This is a genomic window from Halomonas sp. 328, from assembly GCF_015645095.1.
Classification (GTDB): Bacteria; Pseudomonadota; Gammaproteobacteria; order Pseudomonadales; family Halomonadaceae; genus Bisbaumannia.
In genome coordinates this window covers 1-15,921 of record NZ_JADOTW010000037.1, presented here as the reverse complement: position 1 = coordinate 15,921, position 15,921 = coordinate 1, and the positions used below count along the sequence as shown (strand labels likewise).

The window sequence follows — 15,921 nt, the reverse complement described above, 5'->3', positions numbered from 1 at the left end:
CGCGGAGCCACAGGGTAGCCTCCTCCTATGTCCCAGACCGAAACCTCTTCCTCGTCCCGCGCCCTGGAGCGCCAGGCGCCCCGCGAGGTGCCCGCCTGGCTGCGCGGCATCTATGCCGGCCTGTGCCTCTACCTGTTCCTGGCCGCCCTCAATGTGCTGGGCGCCGGGCTTGGCGACTTCGGGCGCGCCAGCGACTTCCTGACGCAGCTCTTCGCCTATGGTGAGAACCCCTTTATCGCCCTGATGGCCGGCGTGCTGGTCACCATGATCGTGCAGAGCTCCTCCTTCACCTCGGCGCTGATCGTCACCCTGGTGGCCAGCGGCGAGATGACCCTCGGCACCGCCGTCTTCGCCATCATGGGGGCCAATATCGGCACCGCCGTGACCGGGGTGATCGTGGCCCTGGCCAATATGCGCATCAAGCGCAACTTCCGGCGCTCCTTCACCGCGGCGCTGATGCACGACTTCTTCAATATTCTCACCGTGCTGGTGGTCTTCCCCATCGAGTGGCTCACCGGCATGTTCCACGAGGGCGGTCGCGGTGTCTTCACCCGCCTGGCCGGTTGGCTGGCCGAGCTAATCGGTCTGGAAGAGGTGGCCCGCCCCGACAGCCCCATCAAGGTGATCACCGCCCCCATCGTCGACGCCTCCAACTGGCTGGGCGCGACGCTGATGCCGAGCCCCGCCGCCGCCGGCCTCTTCGTGGCCGGGGTGGGGCTGCTGCTGATGTTCGTGGCGCTGATCTTCATGGTGCAGAACCTGCGCGGTGCCCTGCTGCGGCATATGGATGGCCTCTTTCGCACCTACTTCTTCCGCACCGACCTGCGGGCCTACGGGGTGGGGGTGGTCTCCACCGTACTGGTGCAGTCGAGCACCATCACCAGTAGCCTGATGGTGCCCCTGGCCGGTGCCGGCGTGGTGCGCCTGCGCCGGGTGCTGCCCTTTATGATGGGCGCCAACCTGGGTACCACCGTGACCAGCGTGCTGGCCGCCACCGCCAACCCGGTTGCCGCGGCGATGACGGTGGCGCTCTTCCATGTCATCTTCAACCTGACCGGCACCGCCATCTGGTACCCGCTGCGCTATATCCCGCTGCGCATCGCCACCTGGTATGGCCGCCTGGCCGGCAAGCAGACCCGCTACGCCTTCCTGTTCCTGATCGGCGTATTCCTGGTGGTGCCGCTGGTCGGCATTACCGCCACCGAACTGTTCATGCGCCTGCGCTGAGCGCGGCCAACCGGGAGGTTCCCATGTTTCGACAGCTCTACAGCGCCCTCACCTCGGAAAACACCGTGAACCAGGCCTACGAAGACCTGACTCGGATGCTCGAGCACGGCGCCTGGATGTTCGCCCGGGCCAACGAGGTGCTCTACAGCACCGTGGCCGCCGAGGAGGTGCGCGAGCCCCTCTACCAGCGTGACCGCGCCGTCAACGACCTGGAGCGCTCCATCCGCCGCAAGGTGCTGCGCCACCTCACCGTCAACCCGGGCCACGACGTGGCCATCTGTCTGGCGCTGATGAGCGTGGCCAAGGACGCCGAGCGCATCGGCGACTACTGCAAGAACGTCTTCGAGGTGGGCGCCTTCTACACCGAAGGCTTCCATGTGCCCAAGTACCAGCAGCCCCTGGACGCCATGGCCGAGCGCCTCACCGCCATGTTCGAGCTGCTGATAGCCGCCACCCGTGACTCCGACGAAGCCAAGGCCCACGGCGTGATCGCCGAGGCCAAGGGCATCCGCGGCGAAGGCGACCGCCTCATCGAGGAGCTGCTGCGCGAGAACGAAGCGGTGGAGTTCCACGAGGCCGTGGCCTACTCCCTGCTGGCTCGCCACTACAAGCGCGTGGCCTCCCACCTGGCCAATATCGCCACCGCCGTGATCGGCCGCCTGGAAGACCTCGACTTCTACCCGGAAGGCGACGACAGCGCCCTGGATTAACGGCGCACTCGCGCCCCCCAAAGCCCCGTCCGGCAGCGCCGCGGCGGGGCTTTTTGGTGGCGCTCCTTCCGCTGAGACGGGGGCGCCATGGCAAGTCTGGGGTGACGGAGATCAAGGCGGAGGTAGTGCGTTGGGTAGGGGGGGTGGTGAAGTTGGGTTAGGAGTGCTTAGCTGGTTAGGACTATAGCTAAGGCGATATAGATGCATGTACTACGCTCACTCCACCTCCAAGGTCGATAAGTCCGATTGGCAAACACTGGAAAGTCATCTTCGAGCCGTGGGGCAACTGGCTGCGGAGAAAGCATGCAGATTTGGTGCAGGCCCATGGGGCGAGGCCGCCGGGCTGCTCCATGATGTGGGCAAGTACACCCTTCCCTTCCAGCGTCGCCTGGAGGGCTCGCCGGAGCGCGTCGATCACTCCACAGCTGGCGCGCATATCGCGGTTGAAAACTATCCACAGGTGGGCCATCTGCTGGCCTACCTGATCGCTGGCCACCACGCGGGGCTAGCCAATGGGCGAGATATTGGTGAGCGAACGCCGCTGAAGAACCGGCTGGAAGCAGACTTGCCTCCGCTCGATTCAGTGTGGCAACAAGAGATCGCCTTACCGGGAGAGCTGTTGCCCCCGGCACACTTTCAACGGCACCGAGACAGGGCCTTCTTCCAGTATGCCTTTCTGACCAGAATGCTGTTTTCTTGCCTGGTCGATGCCGACTTTATTGATACCGAGGCCTTCTACTCCTTACACGAGAAAGGGATAACTCATGAACGGGGTGGCAGGCCGACGCTGGATGTGTTGCGTGATGCCCTGGATCAGCATCTGGCCACCTTCAAGGCAAACAGTGACGTCAATCGCCTGCGCGGTGAGATTCTCTCCCATGCGCGTGGCCAGGCCGAACTGCCGCCCGGCCGGTTCTCGCTGACGGTGCCGACCGGTGGCGGCAAGACACTAGCTTCGCTTGCCTTTGCCCTCGATCATGCCATTGCTCACGGCATGGATCGGGTGATCTATGTGATTCCGTTCACCAGTATCGTCGAGCAGAATGCCGCAGTGTTTCGCGATGCCCTGGGGGAGCATGGCGAGGCGGCGGTATTGGAGCACCATAGCGCCTTCGATGCTGACGATCAGCGCGACCGCCATAGCATCGACAAGTTGCGCCGTGACAGCGAAAACTGGGATGCGCCCATCATCGTCACCACGGCGGTGCAGTTTTTCGAGAGCCTGTTTGCCGCCAAGACCTCGCGCTGCCGCAAGCTGCACAACATTGCGGGCAGCGTGGTGATCCTCGACGAGGCGCAGACCATGCCACTGCCGCTTTTGCGGCCCAGTGTGGCGGCACTGGATGAGCTGGCGCTGAACTATCGCACCAGTATCGTGCTGTGCACGGCGACCCAGCCGGCACTGGTCGAAACCGACGATCCCGAGCGCAGCTTTCAGGGTGGCTTTCGGGGCATGCACGAGCTTGCGGAATGCCCCGACAAGCTTTATCGCGACCTCAAGCGCGTCTCCGTGCGCCATATCGGCACTATGGACGATGAGGCGCTGCGCGACGAACTGCTCGCCACCGAGCAGGTGCTGTGCATCGTCAACAACCGCCGCCACGCTCGAGCGCTGTTCGAGTCGATACAGGATCAGCCGGGCGCCTATCACCTCACCACCTCAATGTATGCCGTGCATCGCCGTCGGATGCTGGCCGAGATACGTCAGACCCTCAAGTCTGGCAAACCTTGCCGGGTAGTTTCGACCTCGCTGATAGAGGCGGGTGTCGATGTCGACTTCCCACGTGTATTGCGCGCCGAGGCGGGTCTGGACTCCATCGCCCAGGCGGCCGGGCGCTGCAACCGTGAAGGCAGACGCAGTGCCTGCGACAGTGAGGCCGCCATCTTCGCCACCGCCAATGACGACTGGGCACCACCGCCCGAGCTCAAGCAGTTTGCCCAGGTGACTCGGGAAGTGCTCAGGCAGCACGGTGACGATCCACTTTCATTGACAGCAATAGAGGCCTACTTCCGGCTGCTGTACTGGCAGCAGGGCTCCCAGGCTTTGGATAAGCATGGTTTGCTGAAGCTGATCGAAGATGGCCGTATCGAAGGGCTGCCCTTCGATACCCTCGAGCAGAAGTTTCGCATGATCGAGAACAATCAGCGTGCCGTGATCATTCCCGTTGATGAGGACGGTATTGCTCGAGCTGCACTCAGAGAGCTGTCGTATGCCGAGGGGGTCAGTGGCATTGCCCGTAAGCTGCAGCCCTATACGGTGCAGGTGCCCTGGCAAGGCTTTGCTGCACTGGAGCGGGTGGGAGCCATCGCCGCTGTCGAGTCCGACAAGTTCGGCGAGCAGTTCATGGTGCTGGTCAACGAGGACCTCTACGACGAACGACTAGGGTTGAATTGGAGCGACCCGACATTTCGTTCCGGTGAGTCTAATATTTGGTGAAACCAATACTAATCATCAGGGAATAAGGAGCAGCAGGTGACATATGGGGTTCGTCTGCATATCTGGGGGGAGCGGGCCTGCTTTACGCGGCCCGAGATGAAGGTCGAGCGCGTCTCCTACGATGTGATCACGCCTTCCGCGGCACGGGGAATTCTGGAGGCAATACACTGGAAACCGGCGATTCGCTGGTGCGTGGATCGCATCCATGTGCTGAAACCGATCCGTTTCGAGTCGCTGCGCCGTAACGAAGTGGCGGGCAAGCTGCCTGCTTCCACCGTCTCCAAGGCGATGAAGTCAGGGCGTGTCGATGATGTGGCCTACTTCGTCGACCAGAACCGTCAGCAGCGCGCTGCCACGATCCTGCGTGATGTCGGTTATGTGATCGAGGCTCACTTCGAGTTCACTTCACGTGCCGACGAAAGTGATACACCCGGCAAGCACTTGGATATCTTCAACCGCCGCGCCCGGCAGGGGCAGTGTTTCCATATGCCGTGCCTAGGCACACGGGAGTTTCCCGCCAGTTTCACCCTGATCGAAACTGAGGAAGCCACGCCACCCGTGGACAAGCAGCTGTCCGGTGAGCGTGACCTCGGCTTTATGCTGCACGATATCGACTTCGCCAATGGCAAGACGCCGCGTTTCTTTCGCGCCAAAATTCAGGATGGCGTGATCGAGGTGCCACCTTTCGAGGAGGCGCTGGCATGATTCTTTCGGCTCTCAATGACTACTATCAGCGGCTAGTGGCAGAAGACGAAGAGGGTAAGGTGCCGCTACCAGGCTACAGCAGCGAGAAAGTCAGTTTCTGTCTGGTGTTTTCCCAAGATGGAAAGCCGTTACAGATCATCGATCTGCGCAACACCTCTGGCAAGAAGCCACGGCCGAGCTCTTTTCAGGTGCCTGTGGATAAGGGGCGGTCGAGTAATATTTACACTTATCCTCTATGGGATAAGACCTCCTATTCTCTCGGTGTCACTGCCGGTGAAAGCAAGCGACTGGCCGATGAGCATGCGGCATTCAAGGCTCGCCAGTTTTCGCTGTTCGGAGAGAGCGATGATCCTGACCTGAGCGCCTTTCTGAGGCTGCTTGATCAATGGGAGCCGGAGAAACTCTCTGAGTTACCCGGATATAGCGAAGATGTCTTGGATGCTAACGTCATATTCCGTCTCGATGGCCAGCGGCAGTACCTGCATGAGAACCGGGAAGCGCGCCGGCTATGGGACGCCGCGCTGGAAAGTGGCGAAGGAGTGTCGGGGCAGTGCCTTATAACCGGTCATATTGCTCCCCTGGGGACCGACCACCCTAAGATTAAAGGTGTTAAGGATTCTCAGTCATCAGGTGCTTCTCTTGTCTCATTTAACAGTTCTGCTTATGAATCTTATGGCAACAAGGGACAGAACAATGCTTCGGTTTGTAAGTCAGCTATATTTGGCTATTCGACAGCGCTGAATTACTTGCTGCGAGGCGATACGGACAATCGTCAGCGCCTCCAGATTGGCGATGCGACGGTGGTGTTCTGGGCCAAAGCTAGGGATAGGGCACATGCCGAGGCTGCCGAGGGCTTTTTTTCCATGCTCAATGAGCCGCCCAGTGACGAACAGGAGGCAGCCAAGCTAGGCGCCTTGATGAAGCAGGTCTCCGAGGGACGCATCCTGGCAGAACTCGATCCGATGCTGGAAGCGGATACCCAATTCTTCGTGCTGGGATTGGCACCCAACGCGGCGCGCCTATCGGTGCGCTTCTGGTATGTCGATAGCCTCGAGCACCTGGCGAAGCACTATGCCCACCACCACCAAGACATGTCGCTAGAGCCTTCCCCCTGGAAAGGTATAACGCCGGGAGCATGGCGGCTTGCACTGCAGACGGCACCTATTCATGGCGATAGGCCGAAGTCTGAAGATGTGCTACCGCAGCTCTCAGGGGAGTTGATGCGCTCCATTCTGACGGGATCACGCTATCCACGATCTTTACTTAATAACATCGTTATGCGATTCCGCAATGACGGCAAGGTCAGCGGTATTCGAGTCGCACTTTGTAAGGCGGTACTCGCGCGCGAGGCCCGCCTTGCGATGCATTCGAACTCAACCACTCAGGAGGTTCCCGTGAGTCTCGATCCTCATTCCACCCACCCAGGCTACTTGCTGGGCAGGTTATTCGCCGAGTTGGAAAGCGCTCAGCGCGGTGCACTTGGCAGCGAGGTGAATGCCACCATTCGTGATCGCTATTACGGCGCCGCCTCGGCGACACCGGCCAGTGTCTTTCCTATGCTGTTGCGTAATGTTCAGCATCATTTGTCGAATATGCGCAAGAAGGACAAGGGTGGGCTGGCGCACAAGATCGAAGGCGAGATAGGTGCCATCATCGATGGGCTGGGCGAAAAGTTCCCAAGGAGCCTGCGTATTGAGGAGCAAGGGCGCTTCGCGATTGGCTATTATCATCAGTCACGCGCACGGTTTTCCAAGCAAGAAAGCACTAGAAAAAATTCAGGAACTGAGCAGGGGGAGTCAGAATGAGCGCCATCGCCAACCGTTACGAATTCGTGCTGCTGTTTGACGTCACCAATGGCAACCCCAATGGTGATCCGGATGCCGGCAACCTGCCGAGGCTCGATCCGGAGACCAACCAGGGCCTGGTGACCGATGTCTGCCTCAAGCGCAAGATCCGCAACTACGTCGCCCTGGAGAAGGAAGAAGACGCCGGCTGCGCCATCTATATGCAGGAGAAGTCGGTGCTCAACAACCAGCACAAGAAAGCCTATGATGCGCTCGACATCAAGCCCGAGGCCAAGAAGCTGCCGAAGGATCAGGCCAAGGCGCGCGAGCTGACCGCCTGGATGTGCCAGAACTTCTTCGATGTGCGCACCTTCGGCGCGGTAATGACCACCGAGGTCAATTCCGGTCAGGTACGTGGCCCGGTGCAGATGGCCTTTGCCAGTTCGATTGATCCCGTCGTACCCATGGAGGTCTCGATCACTCGCATGGCGGTCACCAACGAAAAAGACCTCGAAAAAGAGCGCACCATGGGCCGAAAGCACATCATCCCCTATGGCCTCTATCGTGCACACGGTTACATATCGGCCAAGCTCGCCGAGCGTACCGGCTTCTCGGAAGACGATCTCGAGCTGCTGTGGCGTGCGCTGATCAATATGTTCGAGCATGACCGCTCGGCCGCCCGGGGTGAGATGTCGGCACGCAAGCTGATCGTCTTTAAGCATGACCACCCGATGGGCAATGCTCCAGCGCACCGGTTGTTCGACAGCGTGAAAGTCGTGCGTGTCGAAGGCGAAGAAAATACACCGGCTCGTCACTACAGCGACTATCGCGTCTCCATTGATGCCGAGGCCTTGCCGGCCGGGGTCAGCGTTGACGAGAAGCTATAGGCGAATCGGATGGAGGATGATGTTCGCCTGATCCCGCTCTCGGCGCTGCAGCATATGCTGTTCTGTCCACGCCAGTGTGCGTTGATCCACCTCGAACAGCAGTGGGCGGAAAACCGCTATACGGCGGAGGGGCGCATCCTCCATGAGCGTGCCGACAATCTCGGGCATGAGCGTCGGCGAGGTATTCATACCGCCATGGCACTGCCGCTGGCCAGCGAGGAACTGGGATTGACCGGGGTTGCCGATGTGGTCGAGTTCGACGAATCCCGGGAGCCAGTAGTAGTCCGACCTATCGAGTACAAGCGTGGCCGGCCTAAGGCGCATCGCGCCGATGAGGTACAGCTATGCGCCCAGGCGCTATGCCTGGAAGAGATGCTGGATGTATCGATTGAACAGGGCGCGCTCTTCTATGGCAAGACGCGGCGACGCAAAGTCGTGGTGTTCGACGATGAGTTACGGGCACTGACCCGGCGTGTCATCGCCGACACTCGCACGCTCTTCGATAACAACCGTACGCCACCTGCCGTCTATGAGGCCAAGCGCTGTGACCACTGCTCGCTGATCGATGCCTGTCAACCGCAAGTGATGGGGAAGCAGCGTTCGGCGAGTCGCTGGTTGGCGCGTCAACTGCAGTCTTTGGATGAGTGAAGCACATGCGCCGTCAGCTCAACACGCTGTATATCACGACCGAAGGTGCCTGGCTCAAGAAGGATGGGGCTAACGTAGTCATGGATGTCGAGGGCAAGGAACGGGCACGGCTGCCCGTCCATATGCTCGAATCACTGGTGTGCTTCGGTAGGGTGCTGGTATCGCCACCGCTGATGGGCTTCTGTGCTGAACAAGGGGTCACCATTACCCACTTGTCGCCCAACGGTAAGTTCCTCGCGCGTATAGAGGGGCCGGTATCCGGCAATGTGTTGCTGAGACGTGCCCAATACCGTACCAGCGATAACGAAATTGGCTGCGCCGCTATCGTTCGTGGTGTCTTGATTGGCAAGGTGCACAATCAGCGCGCGGTAATCGCCAGGGGACTACGTGACTACGGCAGTAAGCTGGAACCGCCCGAGAGCGAAGGGTTGGACAGGGCGCGGACTCGCTTGGGAAGGATCGCGAGTGACCTGCTGCGTGAACCTACTACGAATGGATTACGTGGTCTGGAGGGCGAAGCCGCGCAGGTTTATTTCAGCGTTTTCGATACTCTGGTCCGTCATGATGGCGAGGCCTTCCGCTTCTCTGGGCGCAATCGTCGCCCACCTCGCGACCGTATCAATGCGTTGCTGTCGTTTCTCTATACCCTGCTGACTCACGATTGCCGTTCGGCGCTGGAAAGCGTGGGACTGGACCCATCGGTGGGCTTCCTGCACCGGGATCGCCCCGGGCGGCCCAGCCTGGCACTCGATCTTGCCGAGGAGTTCAGGTCACTTATGGGAGACCGTCTGGCGCTCTCACTGATCAATCGTCGACAACTGCGGGAGAAGGATTTCACGGTTGCCGAAAGTGGCGGTGTGGTATTGACCGACGATGCGCGCAAGACGGTGCTGACTGCCTATCAGGAGCGGAAGCGTGAGGAGCTCAACCATGCCTTTGTCGGTGAGAAGGCGCCTATTGGCATGTTGCCGATCCTGCAGGCGCAATTACTGGCGCGCCATCTGCGCGGTGATCTGGATGCCTATCCCCCCTTCCTGTGGAAATGACCTGTCGGTCAGGAGAGTGCAGCGATGATGGTCTTGGTTAGCTACGATGTCAGCACCTCATCCGAAGGTGGCGAGGGTCGGCTGCGTCGCGTCGCGAAGGCCTGTCGTGATGTCGGGCAGCGTGTGCAGTTCTCGGTATTCGAGATCGAGGTGGATCCCGACCAATGGGTGCGCCTGCGGCAGCGGTTGATCGACCTGATCGACGATGAGGTCGACAGCTTGCGCTTCTATTTCCTGGGTCGTAATTGGAAGAACCGCATCGAGCATATCGGTGCCAAGCCATCACTCGATATGAATGGTCCCCTCGTTTTCTGACGCTCCTTGAGCTTTGCGAACCCTAAGTGTCCTGCGTTTTTCTGGGTAGTTCGCAGATCTTTAACAATATGATTTATCTGTTCTTTTTCTGATGTCGGCGGCTGGTTGGCTGACGTGATAGTCGATATTGGAGCGAATCGCCTGGAAGGAGATATTTGACTAGATATTTCAATGCTTTATAAAGAAACAGTCGCGGCCCGCCCGGGCCGCGCGGATAGAAACAATCGAGCGGCATCGCTACTGCCGGGCGCCACGCGTCGCGGCCCGCCCGGGCCGCGCGGATAGAAACCCACCGGCGTCGGCGGTGACCAGGGCCCCGGGCTGTCGCGGCCCGCCCGGGCCGCGCGGATAGAAACATGTCGAGCTTGCGCGCCAGGTCGAAGGCCAGCGTCGCGGCCCGCCCGGGCCGCGCGGATAGAAACTTCCCAGCGTAGGCCGCGATGCCGCCGTGGCCGTGTCGCGGCCCGCCCGGGCCGCGCGGATAGAAACGTCAAACCGTTGCCCGACATCATCCCGGCGCCGGGTCGCGGCCCGCCCGGGCCGCGCGGATAGAAACGATGAGTGGCTGCAGAACTCCGACCGTCACCCCGGTCGCGGCCCGCCCGGGCCGCGCGGATAGAAACCCGGCTGCCGAGCCGCTCTACATGATCTGGCACGTCGCGGCCCGCCCGGGCCGCGCGGATAGAAACACGCCCTGGGCCTTGCGCTTTTCCGCGTCCGCCGTCGCGGCCCGCCCGGGCCGCGCGGATAGAAACATTGGCAGCCGAGAGACCTACCTCTGGGCGGTGGACGTCGCGGCCCGCCCGGGCCGCGCGGATAGAAACTTCTTGATGCTGCCATCGGCGGTGGCCACCACCGTCGCGGCCCGCCCGGGCCGCGCGGATAGAAACAGCTTGTCACTCACGCTATCGGCAAAATCGTCAAGTCGCGGCCCGCCCGGGCCGCGCGGATAGAAACCTGCATATAGACGGTGTCGCCGCCGGTTACCGGGGGCGTCGCGGCCCGCCCGGGCCGCGCGGATAGAAACGACAGGGGGCAGCTAGAAGAGGCTGTTGACAGGCGTCGCGGCCCGCCCGGGCCGCGCGGATAGAAACGCCAGCCGGCGGGAGATCGCCGAGTACTACCGGGGTCGCGGCCCGCCCGGGCCGCGCGGATAGAAACTGGATGAGTGAGGCGGGCATCTTCAACGGCTTTGAGTCGCGGCCCGCCCGGGCCGCGCGGATAGAAACAGCCTCTCAGCCCAGTCTGGGCAGGCCGTTGACCACTGTCGCGGCCCGCCCGGGCCGCGCGGATAGAAACGCCACTTGCTCGTAGCCACGGCGGGGGATGGGGGTGTCGCGGCCCGCCCGGGCCGCGCGGATAGAAACGCACCGCGAGCCGTAGTAGCGGCGCTCTTCGGAAGGTCGCGGCCCGCCCGGGCCGCGCGGATAGAAACGATGACGTGAACAGCTACGCCGCCGAGGGCACCGTGGTCGCGGCCCGCCCGGGCCGCGCGGATAGAAACGCCGCGGGTCGTGTCCTGGGCGAGCTGCTGGGGAATGTCGCGGCCCGCCCGGGCCGCGCGGATAGAAACGGCAGCTTGCAGGAAGTCGAAGACTTTGGCTATGGTCGCGGCCCGCCCGGGCCGCGCGGATAGAAACATCAACGCGATTGAGTGGTCTAACGAAATTACCTCGTCGCGGCCCGCCCGGGCCGCGCGGATAGAAACGCCGGCGAGGTGCCGGAATGGCTCAAGCCCTATAGTCGCGGCCCGCCCGGGCCGCGCGGATAGAAACCTGTACAGCACCGGCGTGGACCTGGGTGTGCAGTGGTCGCGGCCCGCCCGGGCCGCGCGGATAGAAACAGCAGGCCTTCTACGCCGTCCAGGGCGAAGCCGCGTCGCGGCCCGCCCGGGCCGTGCGGATAGAAACTTGGAGACGTACTTGGCCACATAGCCGGCGGCGGTGTCGCGGCTCGCCCGGGTCGCGTGGGTAGAAACATCATGTACGTCAGTGATCCGGCACAGAACCAGGCTTGCGTTCCTCACGGTTAGAAACCTGGGGCAGCTCGCCTTGCGTAGCGGCAGCAGTGGAGAGGCGGCGCTGCCCCAGACCCCTGAATCAATAAAGCGTTGGCTTTGCTCGCCCCGACCGGCGCCGAGCCTGTTAGGCTTTATACAAACCCCACCCAGGAGCCAGCCGATGCCAGCCGAAACCCCTTTCGAGAAGAGCCTTGCCGCTATCGATGCCTTGCACGCCGAGGATCCGCGTGTGATCGAGGTGGAGGGCGAGTCGTTGCCCCTGGAGCTGTGGCATGGCCGGCGCATGAGTGCCTGGCTGGAGCGGTTGGTGGCGGCCCCGGACGAGCTGGTGCAGCTGGCGGTGCGGGCGCAGCATCTGCAGCGCTGGCAGGTGCCGCGGGGCGATTACCCCGAGGGGCGGGTGGGTTACCTGACCTGGCGGCGCGATCAGGGCCAGCGGGCGGGGGAGACCACGGCCCGGCTGATGCGCGAGGCGGGCTATGCGGAAGCGGACGCCGAGCGGGTGGCGCGGATGATCCGCAAGCAGGGCCTGGGCCGGGACGAGGGCACCCAGGCGGTGGAGGACTGCGCCTGCCTGGTGTTCCTGGAGAACTACTTCGCCGACTTCTCCCGGCAGGTGGAGCACGATCACCTGATCCGCATCGTGCAGAAGACCTGGAAGAAGATGTCGCCGCGGGCTCATGAGCTGGCCCTGGGGCTGCCCATGGCGGCGGAGGCGCGGGCCCTGGTGGAGGAGGCCCTGGCGGGATGACGGCGGCCTTGCCCTGGCTGGTGGCCCTGGCCGCCGCCGTCGGTTCCCTGTTCTCGGCACGTGCCGTCTGGCGCCGGCGGGACCTGAATCGTTGGCCCGTCGCCGAGGCGGTGGTCACGGCCAGCGAGCTCGTGACGGTGCCCGTTCGGCGCGCCAGGCGGGAGCACCCGGAGCCGCCGCCCCGCTACCAGGCCCGGATTGCCATCGCCCTGCGGGTCGCGGGGCACGACTACCATACCGATAACACCCGCTTCGATGCGCCGCCGCTGTTCACCCGCCGCGAGGAGGCCGCGGCCTACCTGGCCGACTACCCCGAGGGGCGGCGCCTGGCGGTGCGCTATCGCCCCGATGACCCCCGCTGTGCCCAGGTCGGCGGGGCGACCATTCCCTGGCGGCGCCTGGGGTTGAGCGGCTTCCTGGCGCTGATGGCGCTAGTAGCGCTGGTTTTCGCCCTCCGCGGTTAGGTTCTTCCTCTCTGTGATTCCTCGCCTTGACAGGCGCACCCCGACCTCCTAGATTGCATCATTGTAAATGATAATCGTTATCATTTGATCCGTCGATCAAGGAGGTCGTCATGTCCTATCGCATCAATACCGGGTTGCGGGGCGCCAACCCCACCCTGCAGATCTGCGATGCCAGCTCCGGCTCGGTGCGCCTGGCCTGGGAGTACCCCCGCCAGGATCCGCAGCTCTCCATGGAAGACCGGGAGCTGCTGGCGATGCGCCGGGAGGAGGCGATCCACGAGCTGTTTCGGCGGCTCTTCCTGCTGACCACCGAGCAGTACCTGAAGGGGGAGCTCGGCGAGGGGCACTAAACGGAGGGCATCGCGCGGGAGAAGGGGCGCTCGTTTCAGGGCGCGAGGGACAGGTGTTGGCTGCTGGCCTGGCAGGGCTTGCCGAGGCGCAGCCAGAGTTCGCGGCGGCTGAGGTTCATCACTACCCCGAACAGGGTCTCCATGCGCTCCGCCTCGGGCTGGTCCGGGTCGGGGTGGCGGCACAGGCCGTAGGGATAGCCCTGGTGGTCACCGAGGATCTCGAACAGGGCCTCGGCGTCCGCGGCCGCCGGGGGCGGCGAGAGGCGTTCGTTGAGCCGCGCCAGGCGGGGGCCGGAGTCGGGGCGGGGATAGTCCGCCAGGCGCGCACGTAGCCCGGGGTCGCAGAGGTGGTTGGTGTGGGTCACCAGGCCGTCCCGGGACGGCAGTCGGCCGTAGGGGCCCGGGTTGACCTCCAGGCCCAGGGCCCGGCCCTCGCCGCCGCCCACCAGGAAGTGGGCGGGGGAGGCGACACCGTCGCGCTCCAGGCTGGCCAGGGCCTCGTCGAAGTCGCGCCCCTCCAGCCAGTGGCGCAGGGCGAAGTGAATCGGCAGGCCATCGCCGCAGGTGCGCGAGCGAATGGCGTTGAGGCAGACGCCGAGGCCGTGTTCGTTGAGGCCGATCTTGGCCACCATGCCCGCCTCGCCCAGGCTGAGCAGCGCCGGGGCGTCGTCGCCGCGGATCGCCAGGGCCACCAGATTGGCCTGCTGGTCACCGCGCCAGTCCCAGTTCTGGGCCAGCCACTGCTGGCCGTGGTGGTGCAGGCTGAAGGCCGAGCAGCCGTCGTTGGCGTGAGTCAGGGCGATCTCGCTGCGACAGTTGAGCACCAGGATGTCCTCCGCCTCGACGCCGGCGCCCCGGGCGATGCCGTCCACCTCGTCGAGGATCGCCGGGAAGCGTGTCTCGATGGCCGGCAGCAGGGCCAGGGCGTCGCGCCGGGCCTGGGGCCAGTCGAGGCCGGCGAAGTCGTGGAAGAGCCGGGCATAGACCTCGAGGCTGGCCTGGATGGCCGCCCCGTGGGCCTCGCCATGGGCGTACCCCAGGGCCTGGCGGCCGCCGCTCAGGCGAGTGATAGCGAGCATAAGGGGCTCCTGATCGAGAGTGTCGGCCCCCAGTATAGGAAGCCGCCGGGAGTTGGCGAGCGTCCCCCGCCAGCGTTGGCGGGGGGAGCTTGTCTTTTCCCCGGGGGGCTTCCAGAGTTAAGTCGTCAATCCTCAATCAGCGACAGCGAGAACAATCATGAAGAAGGCTCTGTTAGCGATGGCCGTGGCGGCATCCGCCACGGCGCTGGCCGGCGCGGCCCAGGCCGAGGTCAAGGTGGGCTTTCTGGGCGGCTTCACCGGGGGTATCGAGAGTCTGACGCCCCCCATTCACGATGGTGCCCGCCTGGCGGTGGAGCAGGTCAATGCCCAGGGCGGTATCCTCGGCGGCCAGACCCTGGTGATGCCCACCGGCGATACCACCTGCAGCGATGCCTCGGCGGCCTCCAACGCGGCGGACCGCATGGTCAATACCGAGCGGGTCACCGCCATCGTCGGCGCCCTGTGTACCGGGGCGACCATCGCCGCGGCCAACAACGCCGGCATCCCGGGCGGCGTGGTGATGGTCTCGCCGGCCTCCACGGCGCCGGCGGTCAGCGAGCTGGACGACAACGACCTGGTGTTCCGCACCGTGCCCTCCGACGCCTTCCAGGGCGAGATGCTCGCCAAGCTGGTGCTGGACAAGGGCATCGGCGAGGTGGCGGTCACCTATGTGAACAACGACTATGGCCGCGGCCTGGCGGACGCCTTCACCACCACCTTCGAGGCCGAGGGTGGCACGGTGGCGGCCAACCTGGCCCACGAAGACAACCGCGCCGATTACCGCTCCGAGCTGGGCTCGCTGTCGGCCACCGGCACCGAGGCCCTGGTGGTGCTGGCCTATGCCGATACCTCCGGCCAGACCATCATGCGCCAGGCCTACGAGAGCGGCATGTTCACCCAGTACATCGGGGCCGACGGCATGGTCGGCGACAGCCTGGTGGAGGCGATCGGCGCCGACGTCCTCGAGGGGATGATCGCCACTCGCCCCGGTAGCCCGGATATTCCCGGCGCCGAGCTCTTCGAGGCGATGGCCACCGAGGCGGGCATCGATCCCAGCGCGGTGTTCGCCGCCCAGGCCTACGACGCCGCCTTCCTGCTGGCCCTGGCCATCGAGCAGAACGGCAGCGCTGAGCGCGAGGGGCTTTCCCAGGCGCTGCGTAGCGTGGCCAGTGCCCCCGGCGAGGTGATCCTGCCCGGCGAGTGGGAGAAGGCCGTGGAGCTGATCAGTCAGGGCGTGGAGATCAACTACGAGGGCGCCTCCGGCAGCCACGAGTTCGACGAGAACGGCGACGTGCCCGGGGTGGTGGTGGAGATGACCGTGGAGGGCGGACGCTTCGTCACCAAGGGCTTCCTCGACCTCTGAGGCGGCTCCCGTCCTGGCCAGCAGGGCCCGTCTCGCCGCTGAGGCGGGCCCCACCCTGGTCACCAAGGGCTTCCTCGACCTCTGAGGCGGCTCCCGTCCTGGCCAGCAGGGCCCGTCTCGCCGCTGAGGCGGGCC

Annotated in this window: 14 protein-coding genes and 1 CRISPR repeat array; of the genes, 13 read left to right on the top strand and 1 reads right to left on the bottom strand. The window is 63.8% G+C overall.

The genetic code is table 11. The features are described 5' to 3' along the window. Positions 1–27 precede the first annotated feature (27 nt). The 12 genes from IHD13_RS15960 to IHD13_RS15905 all read left to right on the top strand — a co-directional run bounded on the left by IHD13_RS15960 (position 28) and on the right by IHD13_RS15905 (position 13,344). Complete coding sequence (locus tag IHD13_RS15960; protein WP_195862027.1) at positions 28–1,227, top strand: Na/Pi cotransporter family protein; 1,200 nt, start codon at positions 28–30, stop codon at positions 1,225–1,227. 23 nt (positions 1,228–1,250) lie between these two features. Continuing rightward, complete coding sequence (locus IHD13_RS15955; RefSeq protein ID WP_195862026.1) at positions 1,251–1,937, top strand: phosphate signaling complex PhoU family protein; 687 nt, start codon at positions 1,251–1,253, stop codon at positions 1,935–1,937. A 205-nt stretch (positions 1,938–2,142) separates the two neighbouring features. After that, entirely contained in the window at positions 2,143–4,374 is a 2,232-nt protein-coding gene (locus tag IHD13_RS15950) for a CRISPR-associated endonuclease Cas3'' (protein WP_195862025.1), read from the top strand. A gap of 36 nt (positions 4,375–4,410) precedes the next feature. Further along, a complete protein-coding gene (gene cas5c / locus IHD13_RS15945) occupies positions 4,411–5,079 on the top strand; it encodes a type I-C CRISPR-associated protein Cas5c (RefSeq protein WP_195862024.1) in 669 nt (222 codons plus the stop codon). After that, entirely contained in the window at positions 5,076–6,884 is a 1,809-nt protein-coding gene (gene cas8c / locus IHD13_RS15940; protein WP_195862023.1) for a type I-C CRISPR-associated protein Cas8c/Csd1, read from the top strand. Before cas5c ends, cas8c begins: the two co-directional genes overlap by 4 nt. Then, on the top strand, positions 6,881–7,750 hold the full coding sequence (cas7c, locus tag IHD13_RS15935; protein WP_195862022.1) for a type I-C CRISPR-associated protein Cas7/Csd2: 870 nt from the start codon (positions 6,881–6,883) through the stop codon (positions 7,748–7,750). The genes cas8c and cas7c overlap by 4 nt, the downstream gene beginning before the upstream one ends. 9 nt (positions 7,751–7,759) lie before the next feature. Then, positions 7,760–8,398 (top strand): CRISPR-associated protein Cas4, encoded by a 639-nt coding sequence (gene cas4 / locus IHD13_RS15930; protein ID WP_195862021.1) that lies wholly within the window; start codon positions 7,760–7,762, stop codon positions 8,396–8,398. A gap of 5 nt (positions 8,399–8,403) precedes the next feature. Next, complete coding sequence (gene cas1c, locus IHD13_RS15925) at positions 8,404–9,444, top strand: type I-C CRISPR-associated endonuclease Cas1c (RefSeq protein ID WP_195862020.1); 1,041 nt, start codon at positions 8,404–8,406, stop codon at positions 9,442–9,444. A gap of 24 nt (positions 9,445–9,468) precedes the next feature. Continuing rightward, positions 9,469–9,759 (top strand): CRISPR-associated endonuclease Cas2, encoded by a 291-nt coding sequence (gene cas2, locus IHD13_RS15920; RefSeq protein ID WP_195862019.1) that lies wholly within the window; start codon positions 9,469–9,471, stop codon positions 9,757–9,759. Between the two features lie 189 nt (positions 9,760–9,948). Next, positions 9,949–11,737: a CRISPR direct-repeat array (repeat unit 33 nt; unit sequence GTCGCGGCCCGCCCGGGCCGCGCGGATAGAAAC). 202 nt (positions 11,738–11,939) lie between these two features. Beyond that, entirely contained in the window at positions 11,940–12,530 is a 591-nt protein-coding gene (locus tag IHD13_RS15915) for a DUF4202 domain-containing protein (RefSeq protein ID WP_195862018.1), read from the top strand. Beyond that, a complete protein-coding gene (locus IHD13_RS15910; protein WP_195862017.1) occupies positions 12,527–12,994 on the top strand; it encodes a DUF3592 domain-containing protein in 468 nt (155 codons plus the stop codon). The genes IHD13_RS15915 and IHD13_RS15910 overlap by 4 nt, the downstream gene beginning before the upstream one ends. Positions 12,995–13,104: 110 nt before the next feature. Then, complete coding sequence (locus IHD13_RS15905; protein ID WP_195862016.1) at positions 13,105–13,344, top strand: hypothetical protein; 240 nt, start codon at positions 13,105–13,107, stop codon at positions 13,342–13,344. Between the two features lie 35 nt (positions 13,345–13,379). Here the strand turns inward: IHD13_RS15905 and IHD13_RS15900 are convergent, their stop codons facing one another. Next, positions 13,380–14,423, bottom strand: a complete 1,044-nt coding sequence (locus IHD13_RS15900) for a C45 family autoproteolytic acyltransferase/hydolase (RefSeq protein ID WP_195862015.1) — start codon at positions 14,421–14,423, stop codon at positions 13,380–13,382. A 157-nt stretch (positions 14,424–14,580) separates the two neighbouring features. Here IHD13_RS15900 and IHD13_RS15895 point away from each other — a divergent pair, with 157 nt between their 5' ends. Continuing rightward, positions 14,581–15,786: an ABC transporter substrate-binding protein gene (locus tag IHD13_RS15895; RefSeq protein ID WP_230086374.1), complete on the top strand. Its 1,206-nt coding sequence runs from the start codon at positions 14,581–14,583 to the stop codon at positions 15,784–15,786. Positions 15,787–15,921: the final 135 nt, after the last annotated feature.